Source organism: Pyxidicoccus sp. M15, from assembly GCF_056858435.1.
In genome coordinates, this window is the sequence record NZ_CM166495.1 from 11,311,240 (window position 1) to 11,335,002 (window position 23,763).

Below are 23,763 nucleotides of genomic sequence, written 5' to 3' on the forward strand. Positions count from 1 at the left end.
GGAGCCCTGGCTCCCCGCCCCTTCCCCCGAGCGCCAGCCCCGAGGCCGGCGCGCCCTGTCCCCTCCCCACACCCCCGAGCGATGGCCCCGAAGGCCGGCGCTCACCTTTGTCCGAGAGTCCCATGCGCGTCCGCTCCTGGTGGCCCGTTGGTCCCGTAGCCCTGTCCCTCGCCCTGTGCACGAGCCCCGCCCTCGCACAGGAGCCCTCCTCCTCCGCGGATGAGGTGGAGCCTTCCACGCCCCCGGAGGACGCCGAGCCGACCGGCGAGGAGCCCGAGGTCCACAGCCAGGTGGCCTCCTTCGCCGTCACGAAGCTCCAGGAGTCCCCCGCCGTCGTCACCGCGATGAACGCGGACGAGATTCGCGATTCCGGCGCTCGGGACTTGATGGACCTGCTGCTCCAGATTCCAGGCTTCTTCTTCGGCGTGGACGTGCAGGGCTCGGTGGGCCCCGGCTTCCGCGGCCTGTGGGGGTACGAGGGCAAGGTGCTCCTCGTCATCGACGGCAAGGAGATGAACGAGCAGCTCTACTCGACGATGCAGCTCGGCCACGAGTTCCCGATTGAGCTGGTGGAGCGCATCGAGGTGGTGCGCGGCCCGGGCTCGGTCATCTACGGCGGCAACGCGGAACTGGCCGTCATCAACGTCATCACCCGCGGCGTCCAGGGCAGCACGGACCTGCAGCTCACGGGCACCTACGGCGAGCTGGAGACGGTCAACGGCCGCCGCAGCCTCACCGTCTCCGGGCGCAAGGTCTTCGAGTCCGCGCCGGGCCTGAGCGTCTTCGCCTCCGCGTCCATGGGCCAGGGTCAGCGCAGCGACGCCGAGTTCCAGGACTACTTCGGCAACTCGGCCACCATGGGCGGGCAGAGCCAATTGGACCCCACCACGGTCCAGGCGGGCGTGGGCTACAAGGACCTGCAATTGAGCGTGCTGTACCAGCGCAACACCACGTCCACCATCGTCGCCTTCGACGAGGTGCTCGACGCACCGGCCCCCACCGAGTTCGAGTCCTTCCACGCGGAGCTGAGCAACAGGTTCCGCCCCAGCGAGCGCCTGGAGCTCGCCTCGCGCTTCAACCTCACCCTGTCCGAGCCGTTCCGCGACTCGGACCAGGACTCGGCCTTCTATTACGACAAGCAGGTGCGGCGGCTGCGCGGGCGGGCCATGGCGCGCTGGGCGGCGCTGGACTTCCTCCAGCTCACCGGAGGCGTGGACGTCACGTCCGACGAGGGCCGGCTCAACGGGCCCGCGGACGTGGGCCTGCAGACGGCCTTCGGTGAGGAGGGCGCCGAGCGCGTCTCGTACCTCAACCTGGCGGGCTTCATGGAGGCCTACCTGGACAACCCCATCGCCACGGTGGTGGCCGGCGCGCGCTACGAGAATCACAGCGCCTTCGGCGGTTCCTTCGTGCCGCGGCTGGTGCTGCTGCGCGCCTTCGGGCCATTCAGCGCCAAGGCGCTCTTCAGCCGCGCCTTCCGCGCGCCGGGCATCGAGAACATCAGCCTGGGCGACGACGTCCGGCCGGAGCGCACCACCGTGTTCGAGCTGGAGGGCACACTGCGGCTCGGCGAGGGGCAGACGGTGAGCGCCAACGTCTTCGACATGGGCGTGACGGACCCCATCATCTATTCGTACGACGCGGTGTCGAACACGGAGGCGTACCGGAACCTCGGGCGGCTGGGCAGCCGCGGCGTCGAGCTGGACTACCACCTGCGCGCGGGCTGGGGCCGGCTCGCGCTGAACTACTCGTTCTACACGCCGTCCGGACGCAACGACGTGGAGGACTACCAGGTGCCCGGGCACTCCAACGCCTTCACCGCGATGCCCACCCACAAGGCGTCCGTCGCCGGAAACGTGAAGGTGCTGCCGTGGCTCACCGTCAGCCCCAGCGCGGTGCTCGTGGGCAAGCGCTACGCGGTGGATGCGCCGGACGAGGCGGGGGACTCGGCGGTGGAGACGCTGCCCACGCAATTGCTGCTCAACCTCTTCGTCAGCGCGCAGAACGTGGGCACGCCGGGGCTGGAATTGGGTGCGGGCATCTACAACCTGATGGGCACGGACTTCCGCCTGGCCCAGCCCTACAACGGCGGCCACGCCCCGCTGCCAGTCTTCTCCCGCGAGTTCCTGGTGCGCGTGAGCTACCTGCTCGACCCGGGGAGCGACTCGTAGTCTGAGAATGCACGACGCGGCGGGCAGGCGCAGAGGCAACGCGCGAGAAACACATACATATTGAATTCGTTTTCGCGCAGGCGCGTACGGCCGGAGCACTCCTGCTGACTGCGTTCCTGGGACAACGCGCCCGCTGTCACGTCCGACAACGGGAGTGCCTACATCGGGGCTCCGGGTTGCAGGGGTGGCGGGACGGGAGTCCCGGTGGGGATGGCGGTTGAAGCGCTCCGCCTCTCCCTCCACGCCGTGTTCGCCACGCCCGGGAGTGGCGCGTCACTCACGGATGACGCGCTCTGGCGACCTCCTCAGCGGGAGGGGAACCGCTTCGAGGGCGGGTTCTGCACGAGGAAGGAGTTGCTGGGCTTGCCTGCCCGGCGCACGGGCTTCTCGGTTGCGGCGGGCGCCGGTTTCGCAGCGGGCGCGGCCGGGGCCTTCTTCTCGGCCGGAACCTTCGTCGCGGCCGGGGTCTTCTTGTCCTGGGGCATCGTCTTCTCCGGGGAAGGGGTACGTCAGTGTGGCGGACCCTAGCGTGAGCAGCGCCGCCCCGCGTGGATGATTCACGGCCCCGGGCGACAAGCCGTTGGCTGCCCACCACGTAGGCGAGGGGCCTCCGCCACTTTCCCCTCGGCGTCCGGTCGCCGCTCTGTGCGTCCCCCTCGGACGCTGGCGGGCCGTGGCGCTTGAGGGGTGCGCGGCCCCCCCGCCGCCTGCCTGCGCGCGCACGGTTTGCCTGTCGGGCGGCCTCTGTGGCCCAGCTGGTGACTTCCGAGCGCTCGGATGCCATGGCCGTGAGCGAGCCGGGCCCGATGTCAGACGAAGCGTCAGAACGGGTCTGCCGGGAGGCTCCGGTTATCAGTCCCACCTGCGCGCTCCCTCGCGCGGTGGAAGCCCGCTCGCAAGGGCAGGCCCTTCGTCGCTGGAGAATCCGAGACGGTGGGTGTCTCGCTCAGCCCTCCACGTGAGCTGCGCGTCCTCGGGCCCTCGCGCGGGCAGGCCCCTCTTTTCTCCAGCAGGCGCAGCACCCGGTGGCGCACCACCCTCAGCAGTTTCTCCACCGCTGCTCAAGGCGGCGGTGTCGCTGCTTCCCCGCCTGCTGCGTCTGCCGGGGACTCGGAGAAAGTGGGCGCGGCGCTCAGCGCGCTGGAGGGCGTGGAGCCCGCCACGCTCGGCCGCATCCGGGACATGCTGGAGACGGCGGCACGTGGAGCGAAGGGGCTCGTCGCCGACGCCCTCCGGGAGCTGCTTCCTCCCAACCGCTAGAAATCCATCCAGTTGTGTTCCTCTGGATCCAGACATTGCCCACGTGTGACAGAAACAATGCCTGCCCCCGTGAGCGTCTTTCTATAGGTGTTGGAGTATTTCATGTGCCACGAAATGGAGTGGCCCGCATGTGCTGGCGGGAATTCATGGCATCATACCCTCGCTGCAATCACCTGGAGCACCTCACCCATCTGGAGGAGCAATGCGTTCATTCTTGATTCTGGGGCTAGCGGTAGTCGGCTTTCAGTTCGGCTGTGGCGTGGACGAGACCGACGCGGGATTGCAGCCGGAGGTGGACTCACAGGAGCAACGGCTCATCTGTCTGACGGAGTCCTTCATCACCTATTACAGCGACGCCACGCACACCACGGTGGTCGGCACGGAGCGCTGCTATTGCGGCAGCACGCCCGAACGCACGGGACGCAGGAGCTCCTACTTCGTCGAAGAAAGCCTGGGCGAGTGCCCTTGAGCTGAAACGACGAACTCGCTGAGGTCGCGGTAGGGACTGTGACGGGCCGGGAACGTGAGCTGAGGTTACGTGCCGGGCAGCAGCGAGGGCGCGGGCGTGCCGTGGAGATGAGCTTCGAGGGCGTCCGTGAGAGAGTCGAGCACGTTGCGCTCCTGCTTCCTGAGGCTCATCACGGCGGTGAGGATGCGTTCGACGAAGCGGCTGCCGGCCTCGCGCTGGGTGCCGAAGCGGGTCTTGCGCCAGATGACAGCATGGCGCAGGTCCCTCTCGGCGAGATTACTGGTGGGCTCGATGCGCTCGGTATAGACAAACGCGAGCCAGGTGCCACCACTCGAAGAGAACGAAGACTTCCGCCAGCAGCAACTCTCCCAGCCGCTTCGCCTCCCCGCCGCGCTCGACGAAGCCTTCGAATTCGCGCACCAGGTGCGCCCAGCAGACCTGCCGTTTCAGGGCGTGCACCCGGTTGTAGTCACACCACCGGTCGCAGATGAGCGTGCCCCCGAAGTTCTTTCCCAGCATGGTCTGGGCCACGGCGTTGCCGCGACTCTTGACGATGAGGAAGACCGCCACGGCCGCGGTGCTGGCCACTCACAGCCAGGCGCGTGCGTGCTTCTGCCACCATCCGGTTTCGTCCTGATGCACGGCCGGCTGCGTCTGGACGTACGCGCGCGCCTCGTCCACCGGAGCTGCCAGGGCCTGGCTCACCGCCTGCTCGAGGTTGCTGACGCTGCCGAGCCCGAGGTCCACGCCCAGCACGTCCTCCACCCACTCCTGCACCAGCCGCTTGGACAGACGGAAGCGTCCGGTGCACAGCGCGATGAAGCCCGTCAGGCGCGGCCCGAAGTTGCCCTCGGGCACGCCCGCCGGCAACGGTGCGCAGCGCCAGGCGTTGCAGCCGGCACACCAGCCCGCGTGAAGCGCGTACTGCTTCACCTCGGGCACGATGCGCGGCAACTCCACCACCTGGTGGACCCGCGCGGGCGGCGCCTCTTGCAGCCGAAGCAGCGGCCCGGGGCAGCAAGGCACCTCGAGAAGCTACCGCTCACCGGCAGAGCCGGCGGAGCCAGCGGTGCATGAACTCGCGAGTCATGGGAGGCCACAGGCCGCCCTCCTCGCAGAGGTACGGCTCCAGCAGCCGCGCCAGCTCCCGGTACTGCGCGGGAGGGGGCCCCTTCTCCGTGTCCATGGCCTCTGGCCACTCCCCCAGCGTCAGCAGCAGCCGCTCCCTCTCCATTGGCTCGAAGGTGACTTCCGGGAAGCAGAGCTGCTCGCGCAACGCCTCCTGACCGCCGAGCTGGTTCAGCAGCGGCGGGCCCAGGAAGGTCAGCCAGTACGCCCCCCGCGCCCCGGTACCGATGACGTTGCCCGTCTCACTCAGCAGGTACAGGTCCAGCCCCAGGTAGCGCTCCAGCAGACCGACGAGCTGCTTCCGGACACCGTGCCAGAGCCCGGGATGCGAGACGAAGGCGAGGCTGGCGTAGCCGAAGCTGAAGGGCAGCTCCCGGCCAAGCTCCAGGGCCAGCGCACGCAGGTGCGCGGGGCCGTGCTCCAGGAGGTACTCGGTGGGAAACGAGAAGGACACCGCGCTGCTGGCGCCCTCCTTGCGCCAGTGCAAGGGATGCTCGAGCTGGCGGCCATCGTAGTTGAAGTGGTACCCGCCCGCTTCGCCAGTCGCCTCGGCCAGCGAGACGTGCCGCGCGGCGCCCGCCCATGGCCGCTCGAGCATCCTCTCGCGGATGTGCTCCCATCCCTTGGCGTCCAACGGCAGGGTGTCTCCATCGTCCGCGCCGTACCAGTTCAATGCGTTGGGCGAGATGGCACGCCTGTAGGCCTGCAGGGCGCGCCACATCGCTGAAGCCACGTCTCCGTGCGAGCGGCGCATGAAGAAGCAGAGGATGACGCCGTCGCGAACCTCGACATCGCTGCGCATGCTCGGAATGCGGATGACGGGAATATCCTTGCTCATGGAGCCACCCCCAGGCCGGGCGAAATGAGAAAGGGCTTTCCCCCCAGTGCGCCCTCGTAGACCTCGCCTTGGTTGGAGTTGGCATAGGCGCTGCTCTCTCCGTATCGCGTCCACCTGGGCTCATTGGTGTTGGGACAGGGAAACTTGAAGTCCAGGGTGAGCACGGAGCGCAGCAGGTCTCCGTCCGCATGGAGCACCAGGTCCGGTTTGATGGTGCGCCACAGCTCCTTCGAGCATCCTTCCTTGATGAGGCGCGCCTCTTCTTGCCGGCTCACCGTCTCCAGCCACCGGGCGTTCGGGTAGTAGCGGTAGCGCTGCTCGACGCTGAACGGCGCGGGCCACAGTTCCTCCAGCACCTCGCGAGCACACTGGAGGGCCAGGACATGCTTCTGCTGTCCCAGGAGCATGGCCCGGGTGATTCGCTCGCCGCAGCCATCCACGTTGACCTCTTCGCCGCACTCCGCCCGCGTCGGCGCCCGATTGCCGAAATAACGGCCATTCACCTTGCGTTCGGCCTGCCTGGCGCACTCCCAGAGACGCTCTTCGAGTTCTCCCACCGCGCCTTCGCTCCCGAGCACCCCGAAGAGTGCAGGGACCCACTCAGCGAGGTTGGAGCCCATGGCTCGCGCCGCGCCCGAGGCAAGGGCACTCGCGCCCTTGCCCAGAAGGGCCGCATGTCGGAGGCGATGCGCGGTCTCCGTGTCCAGGCGCAGCTCCTCGCGCCGGGGGCCGCTGGCGCAGGCCGCGAGCAGGGCGCTTGCCACGAGCAGGAGCGCGGGTTGCCAAGATGGGGCACGTCGAGCGGGCATGTCCTTCATCCAGTGGCGGCAGGGGGTGGGAAGCCGGGGCCGCAAGGCACCTCGAGAGAAGATACCGCTCACCGGCAGAGGCGGCGGAGCCCGCGGTGCATGAATTGCCGGGTCATGGGAGGCCAGTCACCGCCCTCTTCGCAGAAGTACGGTTCCAGCAACCGCGCCAGCGCCCGGTACTGCGCGGGAGGGGGCCGCTTCACAGAAGGCGGAATTGGTGGCCACTTTCACCTCGGCGTCCGGTAGTCCCTCTGTGCGCTCCCTCGGACGCTGGCGGGCCGTGGCCCTCGAGGGGTGCGCGGCCCCCCGCCGCCTGCCTGCGCGCGCACTCCTTGCCTGTCGGGCGGCCTCTCTGGCCCAGCCGGTGCCGCTGAAACCGAGGTGTCGGGGGGCCTCTGCCCTTCAGTGCAGCCACTCCCCTTGGGGCCAGCCTCGTGCAGATGCCAGGGCAAGGAGGAATGATAGGGCACGCTGACTATGCGCGCCTTTCATGCATTCGCCCTTTCGTTGTTTGCCTTCTCCTGGCTGGGTTGCTCCACCGTCGCCGATCCACCCATGCAACAGGCATGGGACGAGGCCGAGCTGGAGTGCCACGCCCCAGGGGATGACCAGTGCGTCTCGCTCCTGTGTCTGGGGGACGCGTGCGGCTTCTATCCGTGCGGGAAGCTGCCCGGAGAACTCGAGCTGGCGCGCTTCCCTCCCGCGCGCCCGCCTGCGGCTGCTGCGGCACCGGGAATGGGGCCCCGGAGGAACTGGGGAGGCGCGGGGAAGCTCCCAGGTGGGGCCGTCATGGTGTTCCCCAACTGGAACGGCGCCCCGGACCGCATCATCCCGCCGTCACGACAGCTCACGGCTGGCCGTTGGGAGAAGCACCACATCTTCCCCCAGGAACAGGCCCTCAAAGACTGGTTTGAAATTCAGGGCGTCAGAATCCACAACTACACCATGCCAATCCCGCGAGACCTCCATCACCGCATTCACAGCGGAACTGGGGCACCTGGAGGCCAGTGGAATGAAGCGTGGCACCACTTCAAGAATCAGTACCCCAATGCGTCACCAACCCAGATTTTCCAGCACGCGGGGCGCCTGATTCACCGCTTCGAACTCGTCGGTGGTCCCATTCAGCCCTACTATTCCCGCCCGGGAGCATGAGAACGAATGAGCCAGTTCTTCTGGGCGAGTCAGGACAGGGAGGTCGCACGCAAGTACGGCGGGGCAGCGGATGGTGCCCACAAGTGGAAGCTTCCCGGCGCGCGGTGTCACACGTGCGGCGTCACATGGGCCGGTTCGGGTCACAAATATCCTTGTGTTGACCTGTCCCAACTGCCCGAGCAACGCGAGTTCCTGAAGGCCAGACCTGAGGCCTTCCTGGAGTTCGCACGTCTTCGTGAGCTGGTGCGTCCTCTGGCGCCCGCCAATGCCATGTTGCCGCCCGGTACAGGCTTCGGGCCGTTGGTGGGCACTGCCTTTGGAAATCTCCCTCCCTTCGCCTGGGTAATCGAGGTGCTTCTCGTGCACCGGCACGCTCTCGAGCGACTCCAAGCTGAGGGGGTGCGTGGGCTGAAGGGCTGCCGCACAGAGCTGCGATTCCGCCAGAAGAACCCTCCAGACCTCTTGGAGCTGCAAATCGAGCCTCACGGTCGGCTCCATCCGGACTGCCTCCCCCCGGATGAGGCTCCACCCTGCCCGACCTGTGGCCGACAGGGTTTCGGGCGGCCGGATGAACCCATCCTGGCTGCGGCCTCCCTGCCTCCGGAGCTGGACCTGTTCCGGGTCGGCAACTTCGCCACGATGGTTATCGGCACCGAGCGGTTCGTGGAGGCCGTGAGCCGCCTGGAGCTGGACGGCATCACTTTCCACGAGCTGCCAACGCGATAGTCGGCGCCGGGCCGCGTTTCTGGGGGCAGGTCAATCAACCTAAACCCCTGTCACTCCAGGACTTCCAGGCGAAGAACGGGGAAAATGTAGGCAACAAGCAACCAAAAACCCTCATGTACGACAATGGTTGCAGGGGTTGGATTTCAGCCCCTATCAAACTACCCCCTCTCTTCGCCCGGAGCATAACCATGAGCGGCATCTCCAAGCTGTCCGCGGGTCCTTCGCTGGGTTCCTTCCGTTCCATCGGCTCCGAGCTCAAGGCGCCCGAGGCCGGCAAGATTCCGGGGCTGGAGACGGCGCAGACGGCGCTGAAGGCGCTCAGCCAGAACCCCATCCTCCGCTCGCTGATGGGTGAGAGCGGGTTCGAGGGTGTATCCGGCAAGAGCAAGGCGGAGAAGGCCGGCGCGACCGAGCAGGCCAACCCGCAGGAGGCGCTCAAGAAGATCCTCGACACCCTCCAGCAGCTGGTGAGCGTGCTGAAGACGCTGGCCGGCGAGAAGGCTGGTGAGGGCGGCGAGCAGGCCGGCGGCCCCGAGGGCGCGCAGCAGGCCGGTGGCGCCCAGCAGCCCGGTGGCGCCCAGGGTGCGCAGCAGGCCGGTGGCGCCCAGCAGCCCGGTGGCGCCGAGGGCGCGCAGCAGGCCGGTGGCGCCGAGGGCGCGGGCGGCGTCGCCGAGGACGAGGACGAGAAGGACCCCATCAAGAAGCTGCTCAAGACGCTCCAGCAGATGGTGCAGATGATTGGCCAGCTCATGCAGTCCATGGGCAGCCAGGGCGCCGCGCCCGCGGGCGGTGCCACCGGCGGCGCCGCTCCCGCCGCCGCGGCCTGAAGCACCCACCTCTTCTGAAACAAGGCGGCCCGCCACCCTCCTGGGGTTGGCGGGCCGTCGTGCGTTCCGGGGCCGTGTCGGGCCCTCGCGTCAGCTCCGGATGAAGCCCCGCTTGAGGCGCTCCAGCTCCTCGCTGAGCTTCTTCATCTCGTCGGTCTGCTCCAGCTCCACGTTCTCCTCGTCGTTCTGCTGGAGCACCGTCGCCAGCTGCGAGCGGAACACCTCCACCAGCGCCGCCGTCGCCGGCGAGGCCGTGGCCTGGAGCTGACCGCCCAGCCGCGTGAGCACCTCCTGCAAGGCCAGCGTCGCCTTGCGCACCTCCACCTCCAGCTCCTCGCGCGAGAGCCGCCCCTCCTTCGCCGCCCGCGTCAGCTCCTGCAGCGACTGGAGCAGCGAGTTCAGGTCCTGTGCCATGCCGGTGCGCCTCCGGGCCCGACCTCCGAGCCCCATCCTGCCGCCGGAGCCTACCGCCCGGGCCGCGCCCGGCCCAGGCCCACCCCACCCCACCCCACACGTCGCCTGGCCGGAAGTACCCCGCTTGCAATCGCAACGGAGACGCTGGTACTTTCTTCACCACTCGAACGAACTCGGATACGTTCGCGGCGGGAGGGAGGCGGGGACCCGGAGGCGCAGCCGGCCCGAGCAGGCGCGCGGAGGAGGAACTCTTCTCTGACGCAGCGCAGCGACGGCAACGCGGCGCGCAACGCAGACGACGACTCTCGGCTTCACTGCATTTCTTCGCCGTATGTACAAAGTCATCCCGCAGTGGAGGGGAGCATGCAGCGGCACAAGCGTTTCGCATGTACGGGGGCGGAGGGAAGGGTCGACGTCGCGCTCACGACGGCGCCGAAGCAGTACACAATCGGCGCCAGCCGCGTCCGAGACCGGAAGGTGGTGGGTGGCTTCAGCGACGGCATCTCGTGGCGCTGAGCACCCACCACAGCTTCCCCGCGGCGGAACGGAGCGTAGGGGCACGATGAGAGTGGGAACGGTGGAGACGACGGTCGACGCGGCGGGCATGCGGGCGCAGAACAGCAGCCTGTTGCTGAACATGATCTGGCGGGAGCGGCAGATCTCCCGGGCGGAGATTGCCCGGCGGACGGAGCTGAGCCCGTCGACCGTGTCGGCCATCGTCGCGGACCTGGAGCACTCCGGGCTGGTGCGCAGCATTGGCGCCGGGGTGTCCCGCGGCGGTCGCCGCCCCACCCTCATCGGCTTCTGCGACGACGCGTACAGCATCCTCGGCGTGGAGCTGGGCGCCACCCACGTGACGGTCATCCTCACGGACCTGCGCGGGCGCGTGCGGGTGCAGCGGCACGCCGCCCAGGCGGTGCGCGACGACCCGAAGGGCACGCTCCAGAAGGTGAAGGAGCTGGTGCACGAGTGCCTGGAAGCGGAGCGCGTGCCGCGCCGCTCGGTGGTGGGCATGGGCGTGGCCGTCCCGAGCCCCGTCCACCCGTCCGCCCCGGGCCGGCTGTCGCCGCTCATCGTGCCCGCGTGGCGCGACTACGACGTGCAGGACTGGCTCAAGTCCGCGTTCGGCATGCCGGTGTTCGTGGACAACGACGCGAACCTGGGTGCGCTGTCGGAGTGCTACTGGGGCGCGGGCACCGGGGGCGAGGACCTGACGTACATCAAGCTGGCCACCGGCATCGGCTCGGGCTTCATCATCCACGGGGACGTCTACCGTGGCTCGGGCGGCACCGCCGGTGAGATTGGCCACATCGCCGTGGACCCGTCCGGCCCGCAGTGTGTCTGCGGCCTGCGCGGCTGCCTCGTCACCCTCATCGGCACCGGCCCGCTGCTGGAGCGCGCGCGGGAGCTGATGGGCACCAAGAGCCGCCGCTCGCCCACCGTGAAGGACCTGGTGGAGGGCGCCCGCGCGGGCGAGCCCGCCGCGCGGCAGGTCATCGACAGCCTGGGGCACTACCTGGGCATCGCCGTGGCGGGCCTGCTCAACCTGCTCAACCCGGCCATCGTCGTGCTGGGCGGAGAAATCTCCTCGGTGGGAGACCTCCTGCTGGACCCGCTCCGCGCGTCGGTGCGCAAGCGGGCGCTGTCCACGTCCATGGCGGAGACGCGCATCGTCACCTCCGCGCTGGGAGACCGCGCCATCGCGGTGGGCGCGGCCACCCTCGTCCTCCAGGCGGCGCTGCGCAGCCGCTCCCTCTTCCCCATCCAACACGTAGGAAAAACGGCATGACCTCTCTCCGTCTCCTCCCCTGGCTCGCGGCACTGGGCCTGGGCGTCCTCGCGTGTGACCCGGCGAGCCCTCGCAACGACAAGCCCGAGGCGCCGCCGCCCGACACCGCCCAGCCGCAGCCGGGCCCGGAATGGCAGCTGGTGTGGCAGGACGAGTTCGATGGACCGGCGGGAACCCCGCCCTCCGCCGACCGCTGGGTGCACGACGTGGGAGGAGGCGGCTGGGGCAACGAGCAGCTCGAGTTCGACACGGCGCGGCCGGAGAACGTCTCGCTCGACGGCGCCGGCAACCTGGTCTTCACCTCGCGCAAGGAGCGCTACAACGGCAAGGACTACACGTCCGCGCGCATCAAGACGCACGGGAAGTTCGACCGGGCCTATGGCCGCTACGAGGCGCGCATCCAGCTGCCGGTGGGCCGCGGCATCTGGCCGGCGTTCTGGCTGCTGGGCTCGAACATCGCCGACGTCGGCTGGCCCGACTGCGGCGAAATCGACATCATGGAGTACCGGGGCCAGCTGCCGGCCATCGTCCGCGGCTCGCTCCATGGCCCGGGCTACTCCGGGGGGGACAACCTCGGCGCCGAGCACGTCTCCAGCGGCGGGAAGCTCAACGAGGACTTCCACGTCTACGCGGTGGAGTGGGACCCGGACCGCATCCGCTGGATGCTCGACGGGGTGACGTTCTTCGAGGCGACGCCCGCGAAGCTGCCCGCCGGGAAGCGGTGGGTCTTCGACCATCCGCACTTCATCATCCTCAACGTGGCGGTGGGCGGGAACTTCGTGGGGCCGCCGGACCGCACCACCGTGTTCCCCCAGCAGATGAAGGTGGACTACGTGCGCGTCTACGCGAGGCGTGCATGAGTCGCGCGCTCTGGCTGCTCCCCGTGCTGCTGATGGCCTGCTCGTCGGAGCCGCGCCCGCGCGCTCCGGGCGTGCTGTTCGTGTCCGTGGAGATGCAGAGCGCGTGGGTACGCAACTTCAACCCGCTGTTCACCGGCGCCAACGCGCGCTGGCCCACGCGGGCTGGCATCTACGAGTGCCTGGAGGTGTTCACCCCCTCCACCGGACAGTGGCACCCGTGGCTGGCCACCGCGCACGCCTGGTCCGAGGACCGAAAGACGCTGCGCTTCACGCTGCGCGAGGGCGTCCAGTGGTCCGACGGCCGCCCCTTCACCGCGGAAGACGTGGCCTACACCTTCCAGCTCCTCAAGAAGCACCCCGCCCTGGACACGGGCGGCGCGTGGCGCTTCCTCTCCGAGGTGAGCGCCGAGGGGCCGCACACGGTGGCCTTCCACTTCTCGCGCGTCTACATCCCCGGCTTCACGGAGCTGGCGCACCAGCCGCTGGTGCCGCGCCACATCTGGGAGCACGTGGCGGACCCCGTCACGTTCACCAACCCGGACCCGGTGGCCACGGGGCCCTTCACCCAGGTGCGCGTCTTCCGCAACCAGGTGTACGAGCTGGGCCGCAACCCGCGCTACTGGCAGCCGGGCCGGCCCGCGGTGGACGCGCTGCGCTTCCTGGCCTTCCCCACCAATGACCAGGCCAACCTGGCGCTGGTGGAGGGCGAGGTGGACTGGGCCGGCAACTTCGTGCCCGCCGTGGACCGCACCTTCGTGTCCAAGGACCCGGAGCACCACGCGCGCTGGTTCCCCCTCTTCGGCAGCACCGTCTTCCTCTACCCCAACACCACCCGTCCCCCGCTGGACGACGTGCGCGTGCGCAAGGCGCTGAGCATGGCGCTGGACCGCGAGCGGCTGGTGGACATCGCCATGTATGGCTACACGCGCCCGGCGGATGCCACGGCCCTCAATGACTCGTACACGGGCTGGCGCGACGCGGAAGCCGCGAAGGGCGCGTGGGTGCGCCATGACGAGGCGGCGGCCAACGCGCTGCTGGACGAGGCGGGCCTGAAGAAGGGGCCGGACGGCGTGCGGCGGATGGCGGACGGGCAGCCGCTGGAGCTCGAAATCGAGGTGGTGGGCGGCTGGTCCGACTGGGTGCGCGCCGGGCAGGTGCTGGCCCGTGATTTGCGCAAGCTCGGCCTGCAGGCACATCTCAAGACGTACGAGTTCGGCGCCTGGTACGCGCGCCTGCAGAAGGGCGAGTTCCAGCTGGCCATCTCCTGGTCTCTGGACGGGCCCACGCCGTACATCTTCTACAAGTGGCTGCTGTCGCCGCGCACGGTGCGCCCGGTGGGTGAGGTCGCCGCGTTCAACTGGCACCGCTTCGGCGACGCGGAGGCGGACGCGCTGCTCATGCGCTTCGAGACGGAGACGTCGCCGGACGAGCAGAAGGCGCTGATGGCCGCGGTGCAGCGACGCTTCTCGGAGACGGCGCCCGCCATTCCCCTCTTCCCCAACCCGTCCTGGGGCGAGTCCAACTCGCGCCGCTTCACGGGCTGGCCGAGCCAGTCGCGCCCCTACGCGCGCCTGTCCCCCCACGCCGAGCCCGACAGCCTGCTGGTGCTGACGTCGCTCGCTCCGAGGGAGAACTGACGATGCAGTACGCTCTGCGGCGGCTCGGCTTCTACCTGCTCGCGGCGTGGGCCTCGCTCACGCTCAACTTCGTCATCCCCCGGCTCGCGCCCGGGGACCCGGCGACGGCCATGTTCGCGCGCTTCGAGGGCCGCATCCAGCCCGAGGCCATGGACGCGCTGCGCGCCGCCTTCGGCTTCACCCACGCGCCGCTGCACGTGCAGTACTTCACGTACCTCAAGCACCTGTTCACCGGAGACCTGGGCCTGTCCTACGCGTACTACCCGTCGCGCGTGTCCGACGTCATCGGCACCGGGCTGGTGTGGACGCTGGGGCTGGCGGGGTGCGCCGTGGTCTTCAGCTTCGTGCTGGGCTCGTTCCTCGGCGTGCTGGCCGCGTGGAACCGGGGCGGGTGGCTGGACTCGGTGGTGGCGCCCGCGCTCGCCTTCCTGGGCGCGTTCCCCTACTTCTGGCTGGCCATGCTGGCGCTGTACCTCTTCGGCTTCGGGCTGGGGTGGTTCCCGCTGCGCCACGCGTACTCACACGACATGGAGCCGGGGCTGTCGTTCGCCTTCGCGGCGGACGTGGCGCGGCACGCGGTGCTGCCGGCGGCCTCCATCGTGGTGGCCACGCTGGGCGGGTGGATGCTGAGCATGCGCAACACCATGGTGGCCACGCTGGGCACGGACACCCTGCGGCTGGCGCACGCCAAGGGCCTGCCGCCGCGGCAGGTGATGCTGCGCTACGCCGCGCGCAACGCACTGCTGCCCAACGTCACCGGCTTCGGCATGGCGCTGGGCTTCGTGCTGAGCGGCTCGCTGCTGACGGAAATCGTCTTCTCGTATCCGGGCACCGGGTACCTGCTCATCCTCGCGGTGCGCAACCAGGACTACCCGCTGATGCAGGGGCTCTTCCTGGTCATCACCCTGGCGGTGCTGGCCGCCAACTTCGCCGTGGACCTGCTCTGCCTCTGGTTGGACCCGAGGACCCGCGCCCATGCGTGACTCCATCCGAAGCCTGCTCCGCCACCGGAAGGCCGCGGTGGGCGGGAGCATCCTGCTCTTCTTCCTGGTGCTCGCCCTCGTCGGGCCGTGGCTCGTCATGGACCCGAGCGACCTGGTGGGCCGGCCCCACCAGCCGCCCTCGCGCGCGCACCTCTTCGGCACCACGGGCCAGGGGCAGGACGTGCTCGCCCAGACGGTGGTGGGCGCGCGAGAGACGCTCGCGGTGGGCTTCGCGGTGGGCGCGCTCGTCACGCTGGTGGGCGCGCTGGTGGGCGTGACGGCCGGCTACCTGGGCCGCCGCGTGGACGACGCGCTGTCGCTCACCACCAACGTGTTCCTCGTCATCCCCGGGCTGCCGCTGGCCATCGTCCTGGGCGCGTACCTGCCGTCCGGGCCCATGCGCATGGTGGCGGTGCTGACGGTGGCGGGCTGGGCCTGGAATGCGCGCGTCTTCCGCGCCGAGGCGCTGGCGCTGCGCAACCGCGACTTCGTGGCCGCCGCCGTCGTGGTGGGCGAGAGCCGCTCGCGCATCGTCGCGCGGGAGTTGCTGCCCAACATGGCCTCGCTGGTGGGCTCGTCCTTCATCGGAAACACGCTGTACGCGGTGGGCGCGCAGGTGGGCCTGGAGTTCCTCGGCCTGGGCGACGTGGGCTCGGTGACGTGGGGCACCAACCTCTACTGGGCGGGAAACGACGCGGCGCTGCTGACGCGCTCGTGGTGGATTTTCGTCCCCACCGGCGTGTGCATCGCGCTGGTCGGCTTCTCGCTGACGCTGCTCTCCTCCGCCATCGACGAGCTGACCAACCCCTCGCTCCGCATGCCTCCGGCCGTGGCCCCGGTGACGCCCGCGGTGACGGCGGCGCAGGGTGAGCCCCTCCCACCCGGCGTGCTGCTCAGCGTGCGCGAGCTGTGCATCGACTACGCGACGGAGCGCGGTCGCTCGCGGGTGGTGGACTCCGTGTCCTTCGATATCGCCCCCGGAGAAGTCTTCGGCCTGGCGGGTGAGTCCGGCAGCGGCAAGTCCACCATCGGCTACGGGCTCTTGCGCCTGTTGCCCCCCGCGGCGAGCATCTCGCAGGGGCGCATCCTCCTGGGCGACACGGACGTCACCGCGCTGGGTGCGGACGCGCTGCGCGCCTTCCGCTGGGCGCAGGTGTCCATGGTGTTCCAGAGCGCAATGAGCGCGCTCAACCCCGTGCTCACCCTGGGCGAGCAGTTCCACGACACGCTGGCGGCACATGGCCCCACCTCGCGGGCGTCCTCGTATGCCCGCGCTCGGGAGCTGCTGGCCATGGTGGGGCTGGAGCCCAGGCTGGTGAACGCGTGGCCACACCAGCTGTCGGGCGGCATGCGGCAGCGGGTGGGCATTGCCCTGGCGCTGGCGCTGCAGCCGAAGCTGGTGGTGATGGACGAGCCCACCACCGCGCTGGACGTGGTGGTGCAGAAGGAGCTGCTCCAGCGGGTGCTGGAGCTGAAGAGCCGGCTGGGCTTCGCGGTCCTCTTCATCACTCACGACCTGCCGCTGCTGCTCGCGCTGGCGGACCGGGTGGGCATCCTCCAGGGCGGCAAGCTGGTGGAGGTGGACACGGCGCAGCGCATCCGCACCTCGGCGAGCCACCCGTACACACGCCTGCTGCTGTCGTCCTTCCCCCACCTCACCGCCGCCGACACGGACGGACCGCTGCCCGACGTGGCACTCGCGGCGAACGAGCTCGCGCCCGCGCGCACCGCGCTGCGTGGAGGCCACCGATGAGCACGCCCCTGCTGGAGGCCACCGGGCTGACGCGCACCGTCCCCGTGGGCGGCTTCCTGTCGCGCGCCCGGCGCACGCTGCTGGACAACGTGTCCCTCACCCTGAAGCGCGGCGAAATCGTCGCGCTGGTGGGCGAGTCCGGCAGTGGCAAGAGCACCCTGGCCCGCGTGCTGGCGCGCCTGGACGCGCCGGACGGCGGCACCCTGCGGCTGGGCGGCACCAACGTGCTCGCCGGCGAGAAGCGCGCGTCCCTGGCCTACCGGGGCCGCGTGCAGATGGTGTTCCAGGACCCGTTCGCCTCGCTCAACCCCGTCCACACCGTGGCCTATCACCTGGAGCGGCCCCTGCTGCGCCACGGGCGGGCCACCGGGGCGGAGCTGACGTCGCGCGTCCACGCGCTGCTGGAGTCGGTGGGCCTGACGCCCGCGGAGTCCTTCTCCCGCCGCTTCCCGCACGAGCTGTCCGGAGGCCAGCGCCAGCGCGTGGCCGTGGCGCGCGCCCTGGCGGTGGAGCCGGACGTCATCATCGCGGACGAGCCCACCTCCATGCTGGACGTGTCCACCCGCCGGGGCGTGCTCCAGCTCCTGCGCGGCCTGACGCGCGAGCGCGGCATCGGCATCCTCTTCATCACCCATGACCTGGCGAGCGCCCGCCACCTCGCGGACCGCATCCTCGTGCTGTACGCGGGCCGCGTCGTCGAGGCCGGACGCACCTCGGAAGTCCTCGCCGCCCCCCGGCACCCGTACACGCGGCTGCTGCTGTCCGCCGTGCCGGATGGCGCGGACTTCCTCCATACGCCGCTGCCGGTGAAGGCCGGCGCGGGCCCGGCGCCGCCGCGTGGCTGCGCGTTCGCGCCCCGCTGCCCCCACGCGGAGGCGCGCTGTCACGACACCCTCCCTGCTGAACACCTCCCCGCGGCGGACCACCACGTCCGCTGCCACCTCGAATCCTCGAAAGGAGTCCCTGACGATGCGGCAGTTCCCTCCTGACTTTCTCTGGGGCGTGGCCACCTCCGCCTTCCAGATTGAAGGCGCCACCGAAGCGGATGGCCGTGGCGAGTCCATCTGGGACCGCTTCGCCGCCACGCCGGGCAAGATTGCCGACGGAACGGACGGCAGCGTCGCGTGCGACCACTACAACCGCTGGCGCGAAGACGTGGAGCTGATGCGCTGGCTGGGCATCAAGTCCTACCGCTTCTCCGTCGCCTGGCCGCGCATCTTCCCCGCGGGCCGCGGCAAGGTGAACACCGCCGGCCTGGACTTCTACTCGCGCCTGGTGGACGGCCTGCTCACGGCCGGCATCGAGCCCATGGTGACGCTCTACCACTGGGACCTCCCGCAGGCCCTGGACGACAAGGGCGGCTGGACGGCGCGCGACACGGTCAGCGCCTTCGTCGAGTACGCGGACCAGATGAGCCAGTCGCTCGGCGACCGCGTGTCGAAGTGGATTACCCACAACGAGCCCTGGTGCATCAGCGTCCTGGGCTACGCCAACGGTGAGCACGCGCCGGGACACAAGAACTGGAGCGAGGCGCTCGCCGCGGCCCACCACGTGCTGCTGTCGCACGGTCAGTCGGTGTCCGTCATCCGCGCCAACGTGAAGAAGGCGGAGGTGGGCATCACCCTCAACCTCGTCCCCGCCCAGCCCGCGTCCCCCAGCGCGGCGGACCTGGACGCGTGCCGCGCCTTCGACGGCGGCTTCAACCGCTGGTACCTGGACCCCATCTACGGCCGGGGCTACCCGCGGGACGTCATCGCGGACCACGTGGCCGCGGGGCGCATCCCCTCGGAGAAGCTGGACTTCGTGAAGCCCGGTGACCTGGAGGCCATGGCCGCGCCCACCGACTTCCTGGGCATCAACTACTACTCGCGCGGCATCATCCGCAGCGACCGCATCCCCGAGGCCCAGAACGAGCCCCGCACCGTCCATGCCGAGCCGGAGAAGACGGACATGGACTGGGAGGTCTACGCGGGCGGCCTGAAGGACCTGCTGGTGCGCGTGCACCAGGACTACCAGCCGCGGCGCATCTACATCACGGAGAACGGGGCCGCCTACGCCACGGGCCCCGACGCCGACGGCCGCGTGCGCGACACCAAGCGCGTCCACTACCTGCGCACGCACCTGGAGGCGTCGCTGGAGGCCATCGGGCAGGGCGTGCCGCTGGCCGGCTACTTCGCCTGGTCCCTCATGGACAACTTCGAGTGGGCCTACGGCTACCAGAAGCGCTTCGGAATCGTCTTCGTCGACTACGCCACCCAGAAGCGCATTCCCAAGGACAGCGCTCACCTCTACCGCGCCGTGGTGGCGCGCAACGGCCTGGACGTGGAGCTGGCGGCATGAATTCACTCATCCTCGTGACGTGTCTGGCGGCGTCGTTGTCCCAGACGCCGGCCCCCGCCGCCCCGGCGACGACGGGCCCCCAATCCACCAACCCCACGGCGGCCGGGCCCGCGCCCACCGAGCCGAAGGCCACCGAGCCCGCGCCGCCGGCACCGCCCACCGCGGCGCCTCCGGCCGACGCGCCGGTGGCGGCCCAGCCCGCGCCCACCGTGCGGCCCAGCGAGGTGCAGGTCTCCGCGAGCGCGGTGTCCACCGTGCGCGTCCACCGCGACGAGCGCGGCTTCAAGCTCCAGGTGGACGGGCGCGACTTCCCCGTCCACGGCATGAACTGGGGCTACACGCCCATTGGCGAGAACTACCGCTACTCGCTGTGGAACCAGCAGGACGACTTCATCCGCGCGGTGCTGGCGCGGGAGATGACGCTCTTGCGCGACATGGGCGTCAACGCCATCCGCCAGTTCGATGACATCCCCCCGCGCTGGGTGGAATACATCTACCGGAACTACGGCATCTACACGGTGGTCAACCCACTGATGGGCCGCTACGGCACCAACGTCAACGGCGTCATGGTGCCGAACACGGACTACTCCAACCCCACGCACCGCAAGGCGCTGCTCACGGACCTGGTGCAGAAGGCGGAGAAGTACGGCAACACGCCCGGCGTGCTGATGTGGATGCTGGGCAACGAGAACAACTACGGCCTGCACTGGACGGGGTTCGAAATCCAGCCGCTGCCCGGCCAGGAGGACGCCGCCCGCGCGGAGTCGCTCTACACGCTGATGGGCGAGGCGGCGCGGACCATCAAGGCCCGCGACCCGCGCCACCCGGTGTCCATCGCCAACGGCGACCTCCAGTACATCGACCTCATCGCGCGGCTGGCCCCGGACCTGGACATCTTCGGCTCCAACGTCTACCGCGGCCCCTCCGCCCGTGACTTGTTCGACGAGGTGTCTCGCAAGCTGGACAAGCCGGTGATGTTCACCGAGTTCGGCGCGGACGCGTACGACGCGAAGGCCGGCCGTGAGGACCACCTGGCGCAGGCGGAGTACCTGCGCAAGCAGTGGGAGGAAATCTACACGCAGGGCTACGGACAGGGCCGCGCGCAGAACGCGATTGGCGGCTTCGTGTTCCAGTGGGTGGATGGCTGGTGGAAGCACGGCCAGGAGGCCAACCTCTCCATCCACGACACCACCGCCTCGTGGCCCAACGGCGGCTACCCGGCCGACTTCGTGGACGGCCAGAACAACATGAACGAGGAGTGGTTCGGCATCTGCGCGCTCGGCCCCGAGGACGAGGCCGGCATCGCCCGGGTGCAGCCGCGCACCGCCTACTACGTCCTCCAGGCCGCCTTCCGCCTGGACCCGTACGCGCCCACCACCAACCTGGACACCATCCGCGAGCACTTCGCGGGCATCCGTCCCACGGAGATGTCCCGGGGCTACGAGTCCTCCGTGGCGCTGGCGCGCGCGGAGGAGCTCTCCGCGGTGCGCGTGTCCAACCTGCGCCTCTTGCTGGACAGCTCGCTGTCACGCGGCAGCCTGGCGACGACGCGGGCGAACGCGACGGCCGCGGACCACACCGAGTCCATCTTCTTCGACCTGGCGCTCCAGCCGGCGTCCGGCGTGTACGGGCGCGCCTCGTTCAACGTCGTGGGCAACGTGGCGCAGAACCGGCTCAACAACCTCTTCTACGAGAACCGGGGCACGCAGCCCGTGCCCACGCAGGGCGTGGGCGGCGCCATTCCGCCGGCGCCGGGCGGGGCCGTGGGCCAGCCGCTGGGCCTGGAGCGCTTCGCGCTGTACCAGGCCGAGTTCAAGCTGGACCGGCAGGACTTCGCGCTCGAGGGCTTCTACCGCACCGGCCACTACCACTGGGGCGAGGAAGGTGACTTCTTCAACCTCTACCGCGAGGCCAACTACGGGCCGAACATCGACATCTACCACGGCAACGCGCCCTTCGGCGTCGTGTTCGCCGGCAAGAAGACCCTGGAAGGCCTCAAGGTCGCGGTAGGGCCGGAGCTGTACTGGGGCGCCAACCCGTCCATCGTCGCCAAGTACCAGAAGAGCGTGGGCCCGGTGGCCATCACCCTGATGCACCAGGAGGACATCGCCCGGGGCTCGTCGCAGCAGACCAGCTCCGTCATCCGCGAGCGCGTGGCGCGCCGCACGGCGCTGAGCTTCGACTGGACGCGCGGCCCCATGGAGCTGGAGTTCGGCGGCATCCTCGCCGCGCCCCAGCGCATCGGCGAGGAGTTCACCTGGACGCGCCGCACCGACGGGCCCAGCTACCTGGGCACCGGCTACGAGGTGCTCCAGGACAAGGTGCAGTTCCTGGACACGCTCGGCGCCAAGGCGCGGCTCACCTACGACATGGGCGCGGTGCGCTGGTTCGTCCAGTCCTCCTTCCGGGGGCTCGTGGCGGACGGCGGTCCGGAGCAGACCACGGTGCTGACGGGCTGGAGCCTGCGCGAGAGCGGCCGCGGCAACCACTTCGCGGGTCAGGCCGGCATGACGGTGCAGGTGGGCAGCACCTTCCAGGTGTCCCCCAACCTGCTCTATCAGAAGCCCCTCATCGGGCCGAACCCCACCATCGGCGACTCGTACGACGCGGTGTCGGGGCAGTACTCCCCGGGCGTGCGGCCGCGCAACGTGCTGACGGACGCCTTCACGGTGCTCGACAACCGCGAGACGCTGGGCGCCGAGCTGCTGCTCACCTTCGACCCGACGCCCGGCACGTGGTTCTGGTCGTGGGATAGGGAGATGCGCGAGGACGCGCCCTTCGCCGCGGGCCTGGACCTGGTGTACCGCCGGCAGCCGACGTCGCGTGACGCGGGCATCGCGATTCTCGCGGACGGCAGCACTGTGGCCTTCGGCGCCGCGCCGCCCGCCCGCGACGAGTGGGAGACGACGCTGCGGCTGGTGGGCAACCCCAGCCCGCGCCTGAAGCTGTACGGCACCGCCTTCGTGGGCAGCAACCAGTCCCCGGGCGAGGACGCGCGGCAGATTCACCGCTTCGGCCTGGACGGCTCCGTGCTGCTGGACACGCTGCTCTTCACGGCGCAGGCGCACTTCAACAACTGGGGTCCGTACGACTACCACCGCGTCTTCAACCTCACCTACCCCATCCAGCTGGGAGGCGACGTGTCGTACGGCCTCAAGCGCCCGGTGCTGGGCGCGGTGACGACGCGCTTCGGCCTGCGGGGGCTGGTGCGCTACCTGAACGAGTACTCGGAGGGGCTCAGCGCGGCGGCCCTCGAAGAGGGGCTGAAGGGCCGCGAGTACGAGGTGGGGGCGTATGCAATCCTTTCGCTCTGAGGGAAGCCGTATGAAGACCTGGCTCTTGCTGGCCGCGGCGGTGGGCATCTGCGGGTGCTACGACCGCGCCAGCTACGTGTATGGCGAGTCACTGGACGGGCTCACGCTCCAGTTGCACAGCGAGAACGTGGGCATCCACCCGGACCAGTCCGTGCTGGAGGACCCGAACAACCCCTTCCGCCTCAACTCGCCCGGCGCGGAGACGAAGTGGCAGATTCAGGGCAGCGGGGACCACGTGGCCGCGTTCTACGCGTGGGCCACGCTGCTGGCTCGCGGGCCGTACGGCGAGGCCCAGTTCTACGTGGGCACGGACCTGCTCTCCGTCTACCAGAACGGTGAGGCGAGCCAGGAGGAGCTGCCGAAAATCCGGGCGCAGGCCATCCGCGCGTATCAGTCCGTGCTCGACAACTTCCCCGACGCGGTGACGTACGACGCGACGGGGACGATTGCCTACGAGCTGGTGACGCCCTCTTACAAGGGCATCGTCGAGATGGGTGGGACGGTGCAGGGCGGCTGGGTGCTGGTGCAGACGGCCGATGGCCAACAAAGGGCGGTGAAGCCATGAAGCAGTCCGTATTCGCGCTGTTGCTGCTGGTGGCCGCGTGCCGGCCGGAGCCCGGGGACTCGGACTACGAGAACCAGGGGCAGTCCTCCCGACCGGACGGGGGAACCGACCCGAACGCGGGTGGACTGCCCGGGCCCTTCCCCTTCCAGGAGGGGCAGCGCCGGCTGGGCGTGGGCTTCTACGAGGGCGGCCGCTCCGACGACATCGCCATCGACAACACCACCACGCACGTCTACCTGTACGAGAGCACCGTCACGATGGAGCCCTCCGAGGACCACGTGGAGGGGCGCGCGGCGGACCTGGTGGTGCACGCGGGCAAGGCGTGGCTGGGCTTCGGCATCCACTGGGACACGCCTCGCAACATGGACGCGTGGAAGACGCTGCACGTCAGCTTCAAGTCCGAGGACCCCGGCTTCTCCAGCGTGAAGGTGGGGATGAACGACGCCACCAAGAGCGTGCAGCTCGACGTGGCGAAGTACGGCTACAAGAACGACGGCGAGTGGCACCACCTGGCCATCCCGGTGGCGGACTTCGTGGCGAACAATGGCGTGAAGCTCAACGCCATCAACGCGCCCTTCGTCTTCATCGCCGGACAGGGCGCGGCCGCGGACAAGCTGCTGATGGACAACCTGTACTTCACGGCGGACTGAAGCCAGCACGCCCACCGGGGGCCGTACCACTTTGGTGGTACGGCCCTCGCGGGCCCCTTCCGCCATCTTCTTCCTTCG

At 69.6% G+C, this 23,763-nt stretch carries 22 protein-coding genes and 1 pseudogene; 16 read left to right on the forward strand and 7 right to left on the reverse strand.

Annotated features, from left to right (window positions below):
- The first annotated feature begins 122 nt into the window (after positions 1 to 122).
- Positions 123 to 2,171 carry a TonB-dependent receptor plug domain-containing protein gene (locus ACX9TP_RS41810; RefSeq protein ID WP_482976275.1) on the forward strand — a complete coding sequence of 683 codons (2,049 nt, stop codon included), beginning with the start codon at positions 123 to 125 and terminating at the stop codon, positions 2,169 to 2,171.
- A gap of 305 nt (positions 2,172 to 2,476) precedes the next feature.
- On the opposite strand, the gene ACX9TP_RS41815 is transcribed toward ACX9TP_RS41810, so the two are convergent.
- Entirely contained in the window at positions 2,477 to 2,656 is a 180-nt protein-coding gene (locus ACX9TP_RS41815; protein WP_482976276.1) for a hypothetical protein, read from the reverse strand.
- 634 nt (positions 2,657 to 3,290) lie between these two features.
- Here ACX9TP_RS41815 and ACX9TP_RS41820 point away from each other — a divergent pair.
- Positions 3,291 to 3,431: a hypothetical protein gene (locus ACX9TP_RS41820; protein ID WP_482976277.1), complete on the forward strand. Its 141-nt coding sequence runs from the start codon at positions 3,291 to 3,293 to the stop codon at positions 3,429 to 3,431.
- Positions 3,432 to 3,633: 202 nt separating this feature from the next.
- A complete protein-coding gene (locus ACX9TP_RS41825) occupies positions 3,634 to 3,900 on the forward strand; it encodes a DUF6289 family protein (RefSeq protein ID WP_482976278.1) in 267 nt (88 codons plus the stop codon).
- Between the two features lie 65 nt (positions 3,901 to 3,965).
- Here ACX9TP_RS41825 and ACX9TP_RS41830 read toward each other — a convergent pair.
- The 5 genes and pseudogenes from ACX9TP_RS41830 to ACX9TP_RS41850 form a co-directional block, all read right to left on the reverse strand.
- Positions 3,966 to 4,211, reverse strand: a pseudogene (locus ACX9TP_RS41830) (IS66 family transposase); the annotation flags it as partial.
- Positions 4,177 to 4,419 carry an IS66 family transposase gene (locus tag ACX9TP_RS41835; RefSeq protein ID WP_482982306.1) on the reverse strand — a complete coding sequence of 81 codons (243 nt, stop codon included), beginning with the start codon at positions 4,417 to 4,419 and terminating at the stop codon, positions 4,177 to 4,179. The gene ACX9TP_RS41835 and the pseudogene ACX9TP_RS41830, both read right to left, overlap by 35 nt.
- 69 nt (positions 4,420 to 4,488) lie before the next feature.
- Positions 4,489 to 4,926, reverse strand: a complete 438-nt coding sequence (locus ACX9TP_RS41840; RefSeq protein ID WP_482976279.1) for a hypothetical protein — start codon at positions 4,924 to 4,926, stop codon at positions 4,489 to 4,491.
- A gap of 16 nt (positions 4,927 to 4,942) precedes the next feature.
- On the reverse strand, positions 4,943 to 5,866 hold the full coding sequence (locus tag ACX9TP_RS41845) for a type VI immunity family protein (protein ID WP_482976280.1): 924 nt from the start codon (positions 5,864 to 5,866) through the stop codon (positions 4,943 to 4,945).
- Positions 5,863 to 6,675 carry a hypothetical protein gene (locus tag ACX9TP_RS41850; RefSeq protein ID WP_482976281.1) on the reverse strand — a complete coding sequence of 271 codons (813 nt, stop codon included), beginning with the start codon at positions 6,673 to 6,675 and terminating at the stop codon, positions 5,863 to 5,865. The genes ACX9TP_RS41845 and ACX9TP_RS41850 overlap by 4 nt, the downstream gene beginning before the upstream one ends.
- A 477-nt stretch (positions 6,676 to 7,152) precedes the next feature.
- Between ACX9TP_RS41850 and sitA6 the strand changes: the two genes are divergently transcribed.
- The 3 genes from sitA6 to ACX9TP_RS41865 all read left to right on the forward strand — a co-directional run bounded on the left by sitA6 (position 7,153) and on the right by ACX9TP_RS41865 (position 9,380).
- On the forward strand, positions 7,153 to 7,827 hold the full coding sequence (gene sitA6 / locus ACX9TP_RS41855; protein ID WP_482976282.1) for a SitA6 family polymorphic toxin lipoprotein: 675 nt from the start codon (positions 7,153 to 7,155) through the stop codon (positions 7,825 to 7,827).
- A 6-nt stretch (positions 7,828 to 7,833) separates the two neighbouring features.
- Positions 7,834 to 8,553 carry a SitI6 family double-CXXCG motif immunity protein gene (gene sitI6, locus ACX9TP_RS41860; protein ID WP_482976283.1) on the forward strand — a complete coding sequence of 240 codons (720 nt, stop codon included), beginning with the start codon at positions 7,834 to 7,836 and terminating at the stop codon, positions 8,551 to 8,553.
- Between the two features lie 188 nt (positions 8,554 to 8,741).
- Positions 8,742 to 9,380, forward strand: coding sequence for a hypothetical protein (locus tag ACX9TP_RS41865; RefSeq protein ID WP_482976284.1), 639 nt, complete (start codon positions 8,742 to 8,744; stop codon positions 9,378 to 9,380).
- Positions 9,381 to 9,470: 90 nt separating this feature from the next.
- Here ACX9TP_RS41865 and ACX9TP_RS41870 read toward each other — a convergent pair whose 3' ends face one another.
- Positions 9,471 to 9,794, reverse strand: a complete 324-nt coding sequence (locus tag ACX9TP_RS41870) for a hypothetical protein (RefSeq protein ID WP_482976285.1) — start codon at positions 9,792 to 9,794, stop codon at positions 9,471 to 9,473.
- 562 nt (positions 9,795 to 10,356) lie between these two features.
- Between ACX9TP_RS41870 and ACX9TP_RS41875 the strand changes: the two genes are divergently transcribed.
- From ACX9TP_RS41875 to ACX9TP_RS41920, 10 genes are read left to right on the forward strand one after another with little or no spacing between them, the layout of a single operon-like run.
- Positions 10,357 to 11,583: an ROK family transcriptional regulator gene (locus ACX9TP_RS41875; protein WP_482976286.1), complete on the forward strand. Its 1,227-nt coding sequence runs from the start codon at positions 10,357 to 10,359 to the stop codon at positions 11,581 to 11,583.
- A complete protein-coding gene (locus tag ACX9TP_RS41880) occupies positions 11,580 to 12,443 on the forward strand; it encodes a glycoside hydrolase family 16 protein (protein ID WP_482976287.1) in 864 nt (287 codons plus the stop codon). Before ACX9TP_RS41875 ends, ACX9TP_RS41880 begins: the two co-directional genes overlap by 4 nt.
- Positions 12,440 to 14,080: an ABC transporter substrate-binding protein gene (locus ACX9TP_RS41885; protein ID WP_482976288.1), complete on the forward strand. Its 1,641-nt coding sequence runs from the start codon at positions 12,440 to 12,442 to the stop codon at positions 14,078 to 14,080. Before ACX9TP_RS41880 ends, ACX9TP_RS41885 begins: the two co-directional genes overlap by 4 nt.
- Positions 14,081 to 14,082: 2 nt before the next feature.
- Entirely contained in the window at positions 14,083 to 15,063 is a 981-nt protein-coding gene (locus ACX9TP_RS41890; RefSeq protein WP_482976289.1) for an ABC transporter permease, read from the forward strand.
- Positions 15,056 to 16,816 carry a dipeptide/oligopeptide/nickel ABC transporter permease/ATP-binding protein gene (locus ACX9TP_RS41895; RefSeq protein WP_482976290.1) on the forward strand — a complete coding sequence of 587 codons (1,761 nt, stop codon included), beginning with the start codon at positions 15,056 to 15,058 and terminating at the stop codon, positions 16,814 to 16,816. Before ACX9TP_RS41890 ends, ACX9TP_RS41895 begins: the two co-directional genes overlap by 8 nt.
- Positions 16,813 to 17,805: an ABC transporter ATP-binding protein gene (locus ACX9TP_RS41900; protein ID WP_482976291.1), complete on the forward strand. Its 993-nt coding sequence runs from the start codon at positions 16,813 to 16,815 to the stop codon at positions 17,803 to 17,805. The genes ACX9TP_RS41895 and ACX9TP_RS41900 overlap by 4 nt, the downstream gene beginning before the upstream one ends.
- Positions 17,786 to 19,156 carry a GH1 family beta-glucosidase gene (locus tag ACX9TP_RS41905; protein ID WP_482976292.1) on the forward strand — a complete coding sequence of 457 codons (1,371 nt, stop codon included), beginning with the start codon at positions 17,786 to 17,788 and terminating at the stop codon, positions 19,154 to 19,156. The genes ACX9TP_RS41900 and ACX9TP_RS41905 overlap by 20 nt, the downstream gene beginning before the upstream one ends.
- The gene (locus tag ACX9TP_RS41910; RefSeq protein WP_482976293.1) at positions 19,153 to 22,470 is read left to right on the forward strand and encodes a glycoside hydrolase family 2 TIM barrel-domain containing protein; all 3,318 of its coding nucleotides are present in this window, start codon (positions 19,153 to 19,155) and stop codon (positions 22,468 to 22,470) included. The genes ACX9TP_RS41905 and ACX9TP_RS41910 overlap by 4 nt, the downstream gene beginning before the upstream one ends.
- Before the next feature lie 10 nt (positions 22,471 to 22,480).
- A complete protein-coding gene (locus tag ACX9TP_RS41915; RefSeq protein ID WP_482976294.1) occupies positions 22,481 to 23,035 on the forward strand; it encodes a hypothetical protein in 555 nt (184 codons plus the stop codon).
- On the forward strand, positions 23,032 to 23,685 hold the full coding sequence (locus ACX9TP_RS41920; RefSeq protein ID WP_482976295.1) for a hypothetical protein: 654 nt from the start codon (positions 23,032 to 23,034) through the stop codon (positions 23,683 to 23,685). The genes ACX9TP_RS41915 and ACX9TP_RS41920 overlap by 4 nt, the downstream gene beginning before the upstream one ends.
- Positions 23,686 to 23,763 lie beyond the last annotated feature (78 nt).

Coding starts and splice junctions, on each gene's coding strand:
- ACX9TP_RS41850 (WP_482976281.1), bottom strand. CDS start 6,675: ATGCCCGCTCGACGTGCCCCATCTTGGCAACCCGCGCTCCTGCTCGTG.
- ACX9TP_RS41910 (WP_482976293.1), top strand. CDS start 19,153: ATGAATTCACTCATCCTCGTGACGTGTCTGGCGGCGTCGTTGTCCCAG.
- ACX9TP_RS41810 (WP_482976275.1), top strand. CDS start 123: ATGCGCGTCCGCTCCTGGTGGCCCGTTGGTCCCGTAGCCCTGTCCCTC.
- ACX9TP_RS41815 (WP_482976276.1), bottom strand. CDS start 2,656: ATGCCCCAGGACAAGAAGACCCCGGCCGCGACGAAGGTTCCGGCCGAG.
- ACX9TP_RS41890 (WP_482976289.1), top strand. CDS start 14,083: ATGCAGTACGCTCTGCGGCGGCTCGGCTTCTACCTGCTCGCGGCGTGG.
- ACX9TP_RS41835 (WP_482982306.1), bottom strand. CDS start 4,419: ATGCTGGGAAAGAACTTCGGGGGCACGCTCATCTGCGACCGGTGGTGT.
- sitA6 (WP_482976282.1), top strand. CDS start 7,153: ATGCGCGCCTTTCATGCATTCGCCCTTTCGTTGTTTGCCTTCTCCTGG.
- ACX9TP_RS41895 (WP_482976290.1), top strand. CDS start 15,056: ATGCGTGACTCCATCCGAAGCCTGCTCCGCCACCGGAAGGCCGCGGTG.
- ACX9TP_RS41920 (WP_482976295.1), top strand. CDS start 23,032: ATGAAGCAGTCCGTATTCGCGCTGTTGCTGCTGGTGGCCGCGTGCCGG.
- sitI6 (WP_482976283.1), top strand. CDS start 7,834: ATGAGCCAGTTCTTCTGGGCGAGTCAGGACAGGGAGGTCGCACGCAAG.
- ACX9TP_RS41825 (WP_482976278.1), top strand. CDS start 3,634: ATGCGTTCATTCTTGATTCTGGGGCTAGCGGTAGTCGGCTTTCAGTTC.
- ACX9TP_RS41865 (WP_482976284.1), top strand. CDS start 8,742: ATGAGCGGCATCTCCAAGCTGTCCGCGGGTCCTTCGCTGGGTTCCTTC.
- ACX9TP_RS41900 (WP_482976291.1), top strand. CDS start 16,813: ATGAGCACGCCCCTGCTGGAGGCCACCGGGCTGACGCGCACCGTCCCC.
- ACX9TP_RS41905 (WP_482976292.1), top strand. CDS start 17,786: ATGCGGCAGTTCCCTCCTGACTTTCTCTGGGGCGTGGCCACCTCCGCC.
- ACX9TP_RS41885 (WP_482976288.1), top strand. CDS start 12,440: ATGAGTCGCGCGCTCTGGCTGCTCCCCGTGCTGCTGATGGCCTGCTCG.
- ACX9TP_RS41875 (WP_482976286.1), top strand. CDS start 10,357: ATGAGAGTGGGAACGGTGGAGACGACGGTCGACGCGGCGGGCATGCGG.
- ACX9TP_RS41845 (WP_482976280.1), bottom strand. CDS start 5,866: ATGAGCAAGGATATTCCCGTCATCCGCATTCCGAGCATGCGCAGCGAT.
- ACX9TP_RS41880 (WP_482976287.1), top strand. CDS start 11,580: ATGACCTCTCTCCGTCTCCTCCCCTGGCTCGCGGCACTGGGCCTGGGC.
- ACX9TP_RS41870 (WP_482976285.1), bottom strand. CDS start 9,794: ATGGCACAGGACCTGAACTCGCTGCTCCAGTCGCTGCAGGAGCTGACG.
- ACX9TP_RS41915 (WP_482976294.1), top strand. CDS start 22,481: ATGAAGACCTGGCTCTTGCTGGCCGCGGCGGTGGGCATCTGCGGGTGC.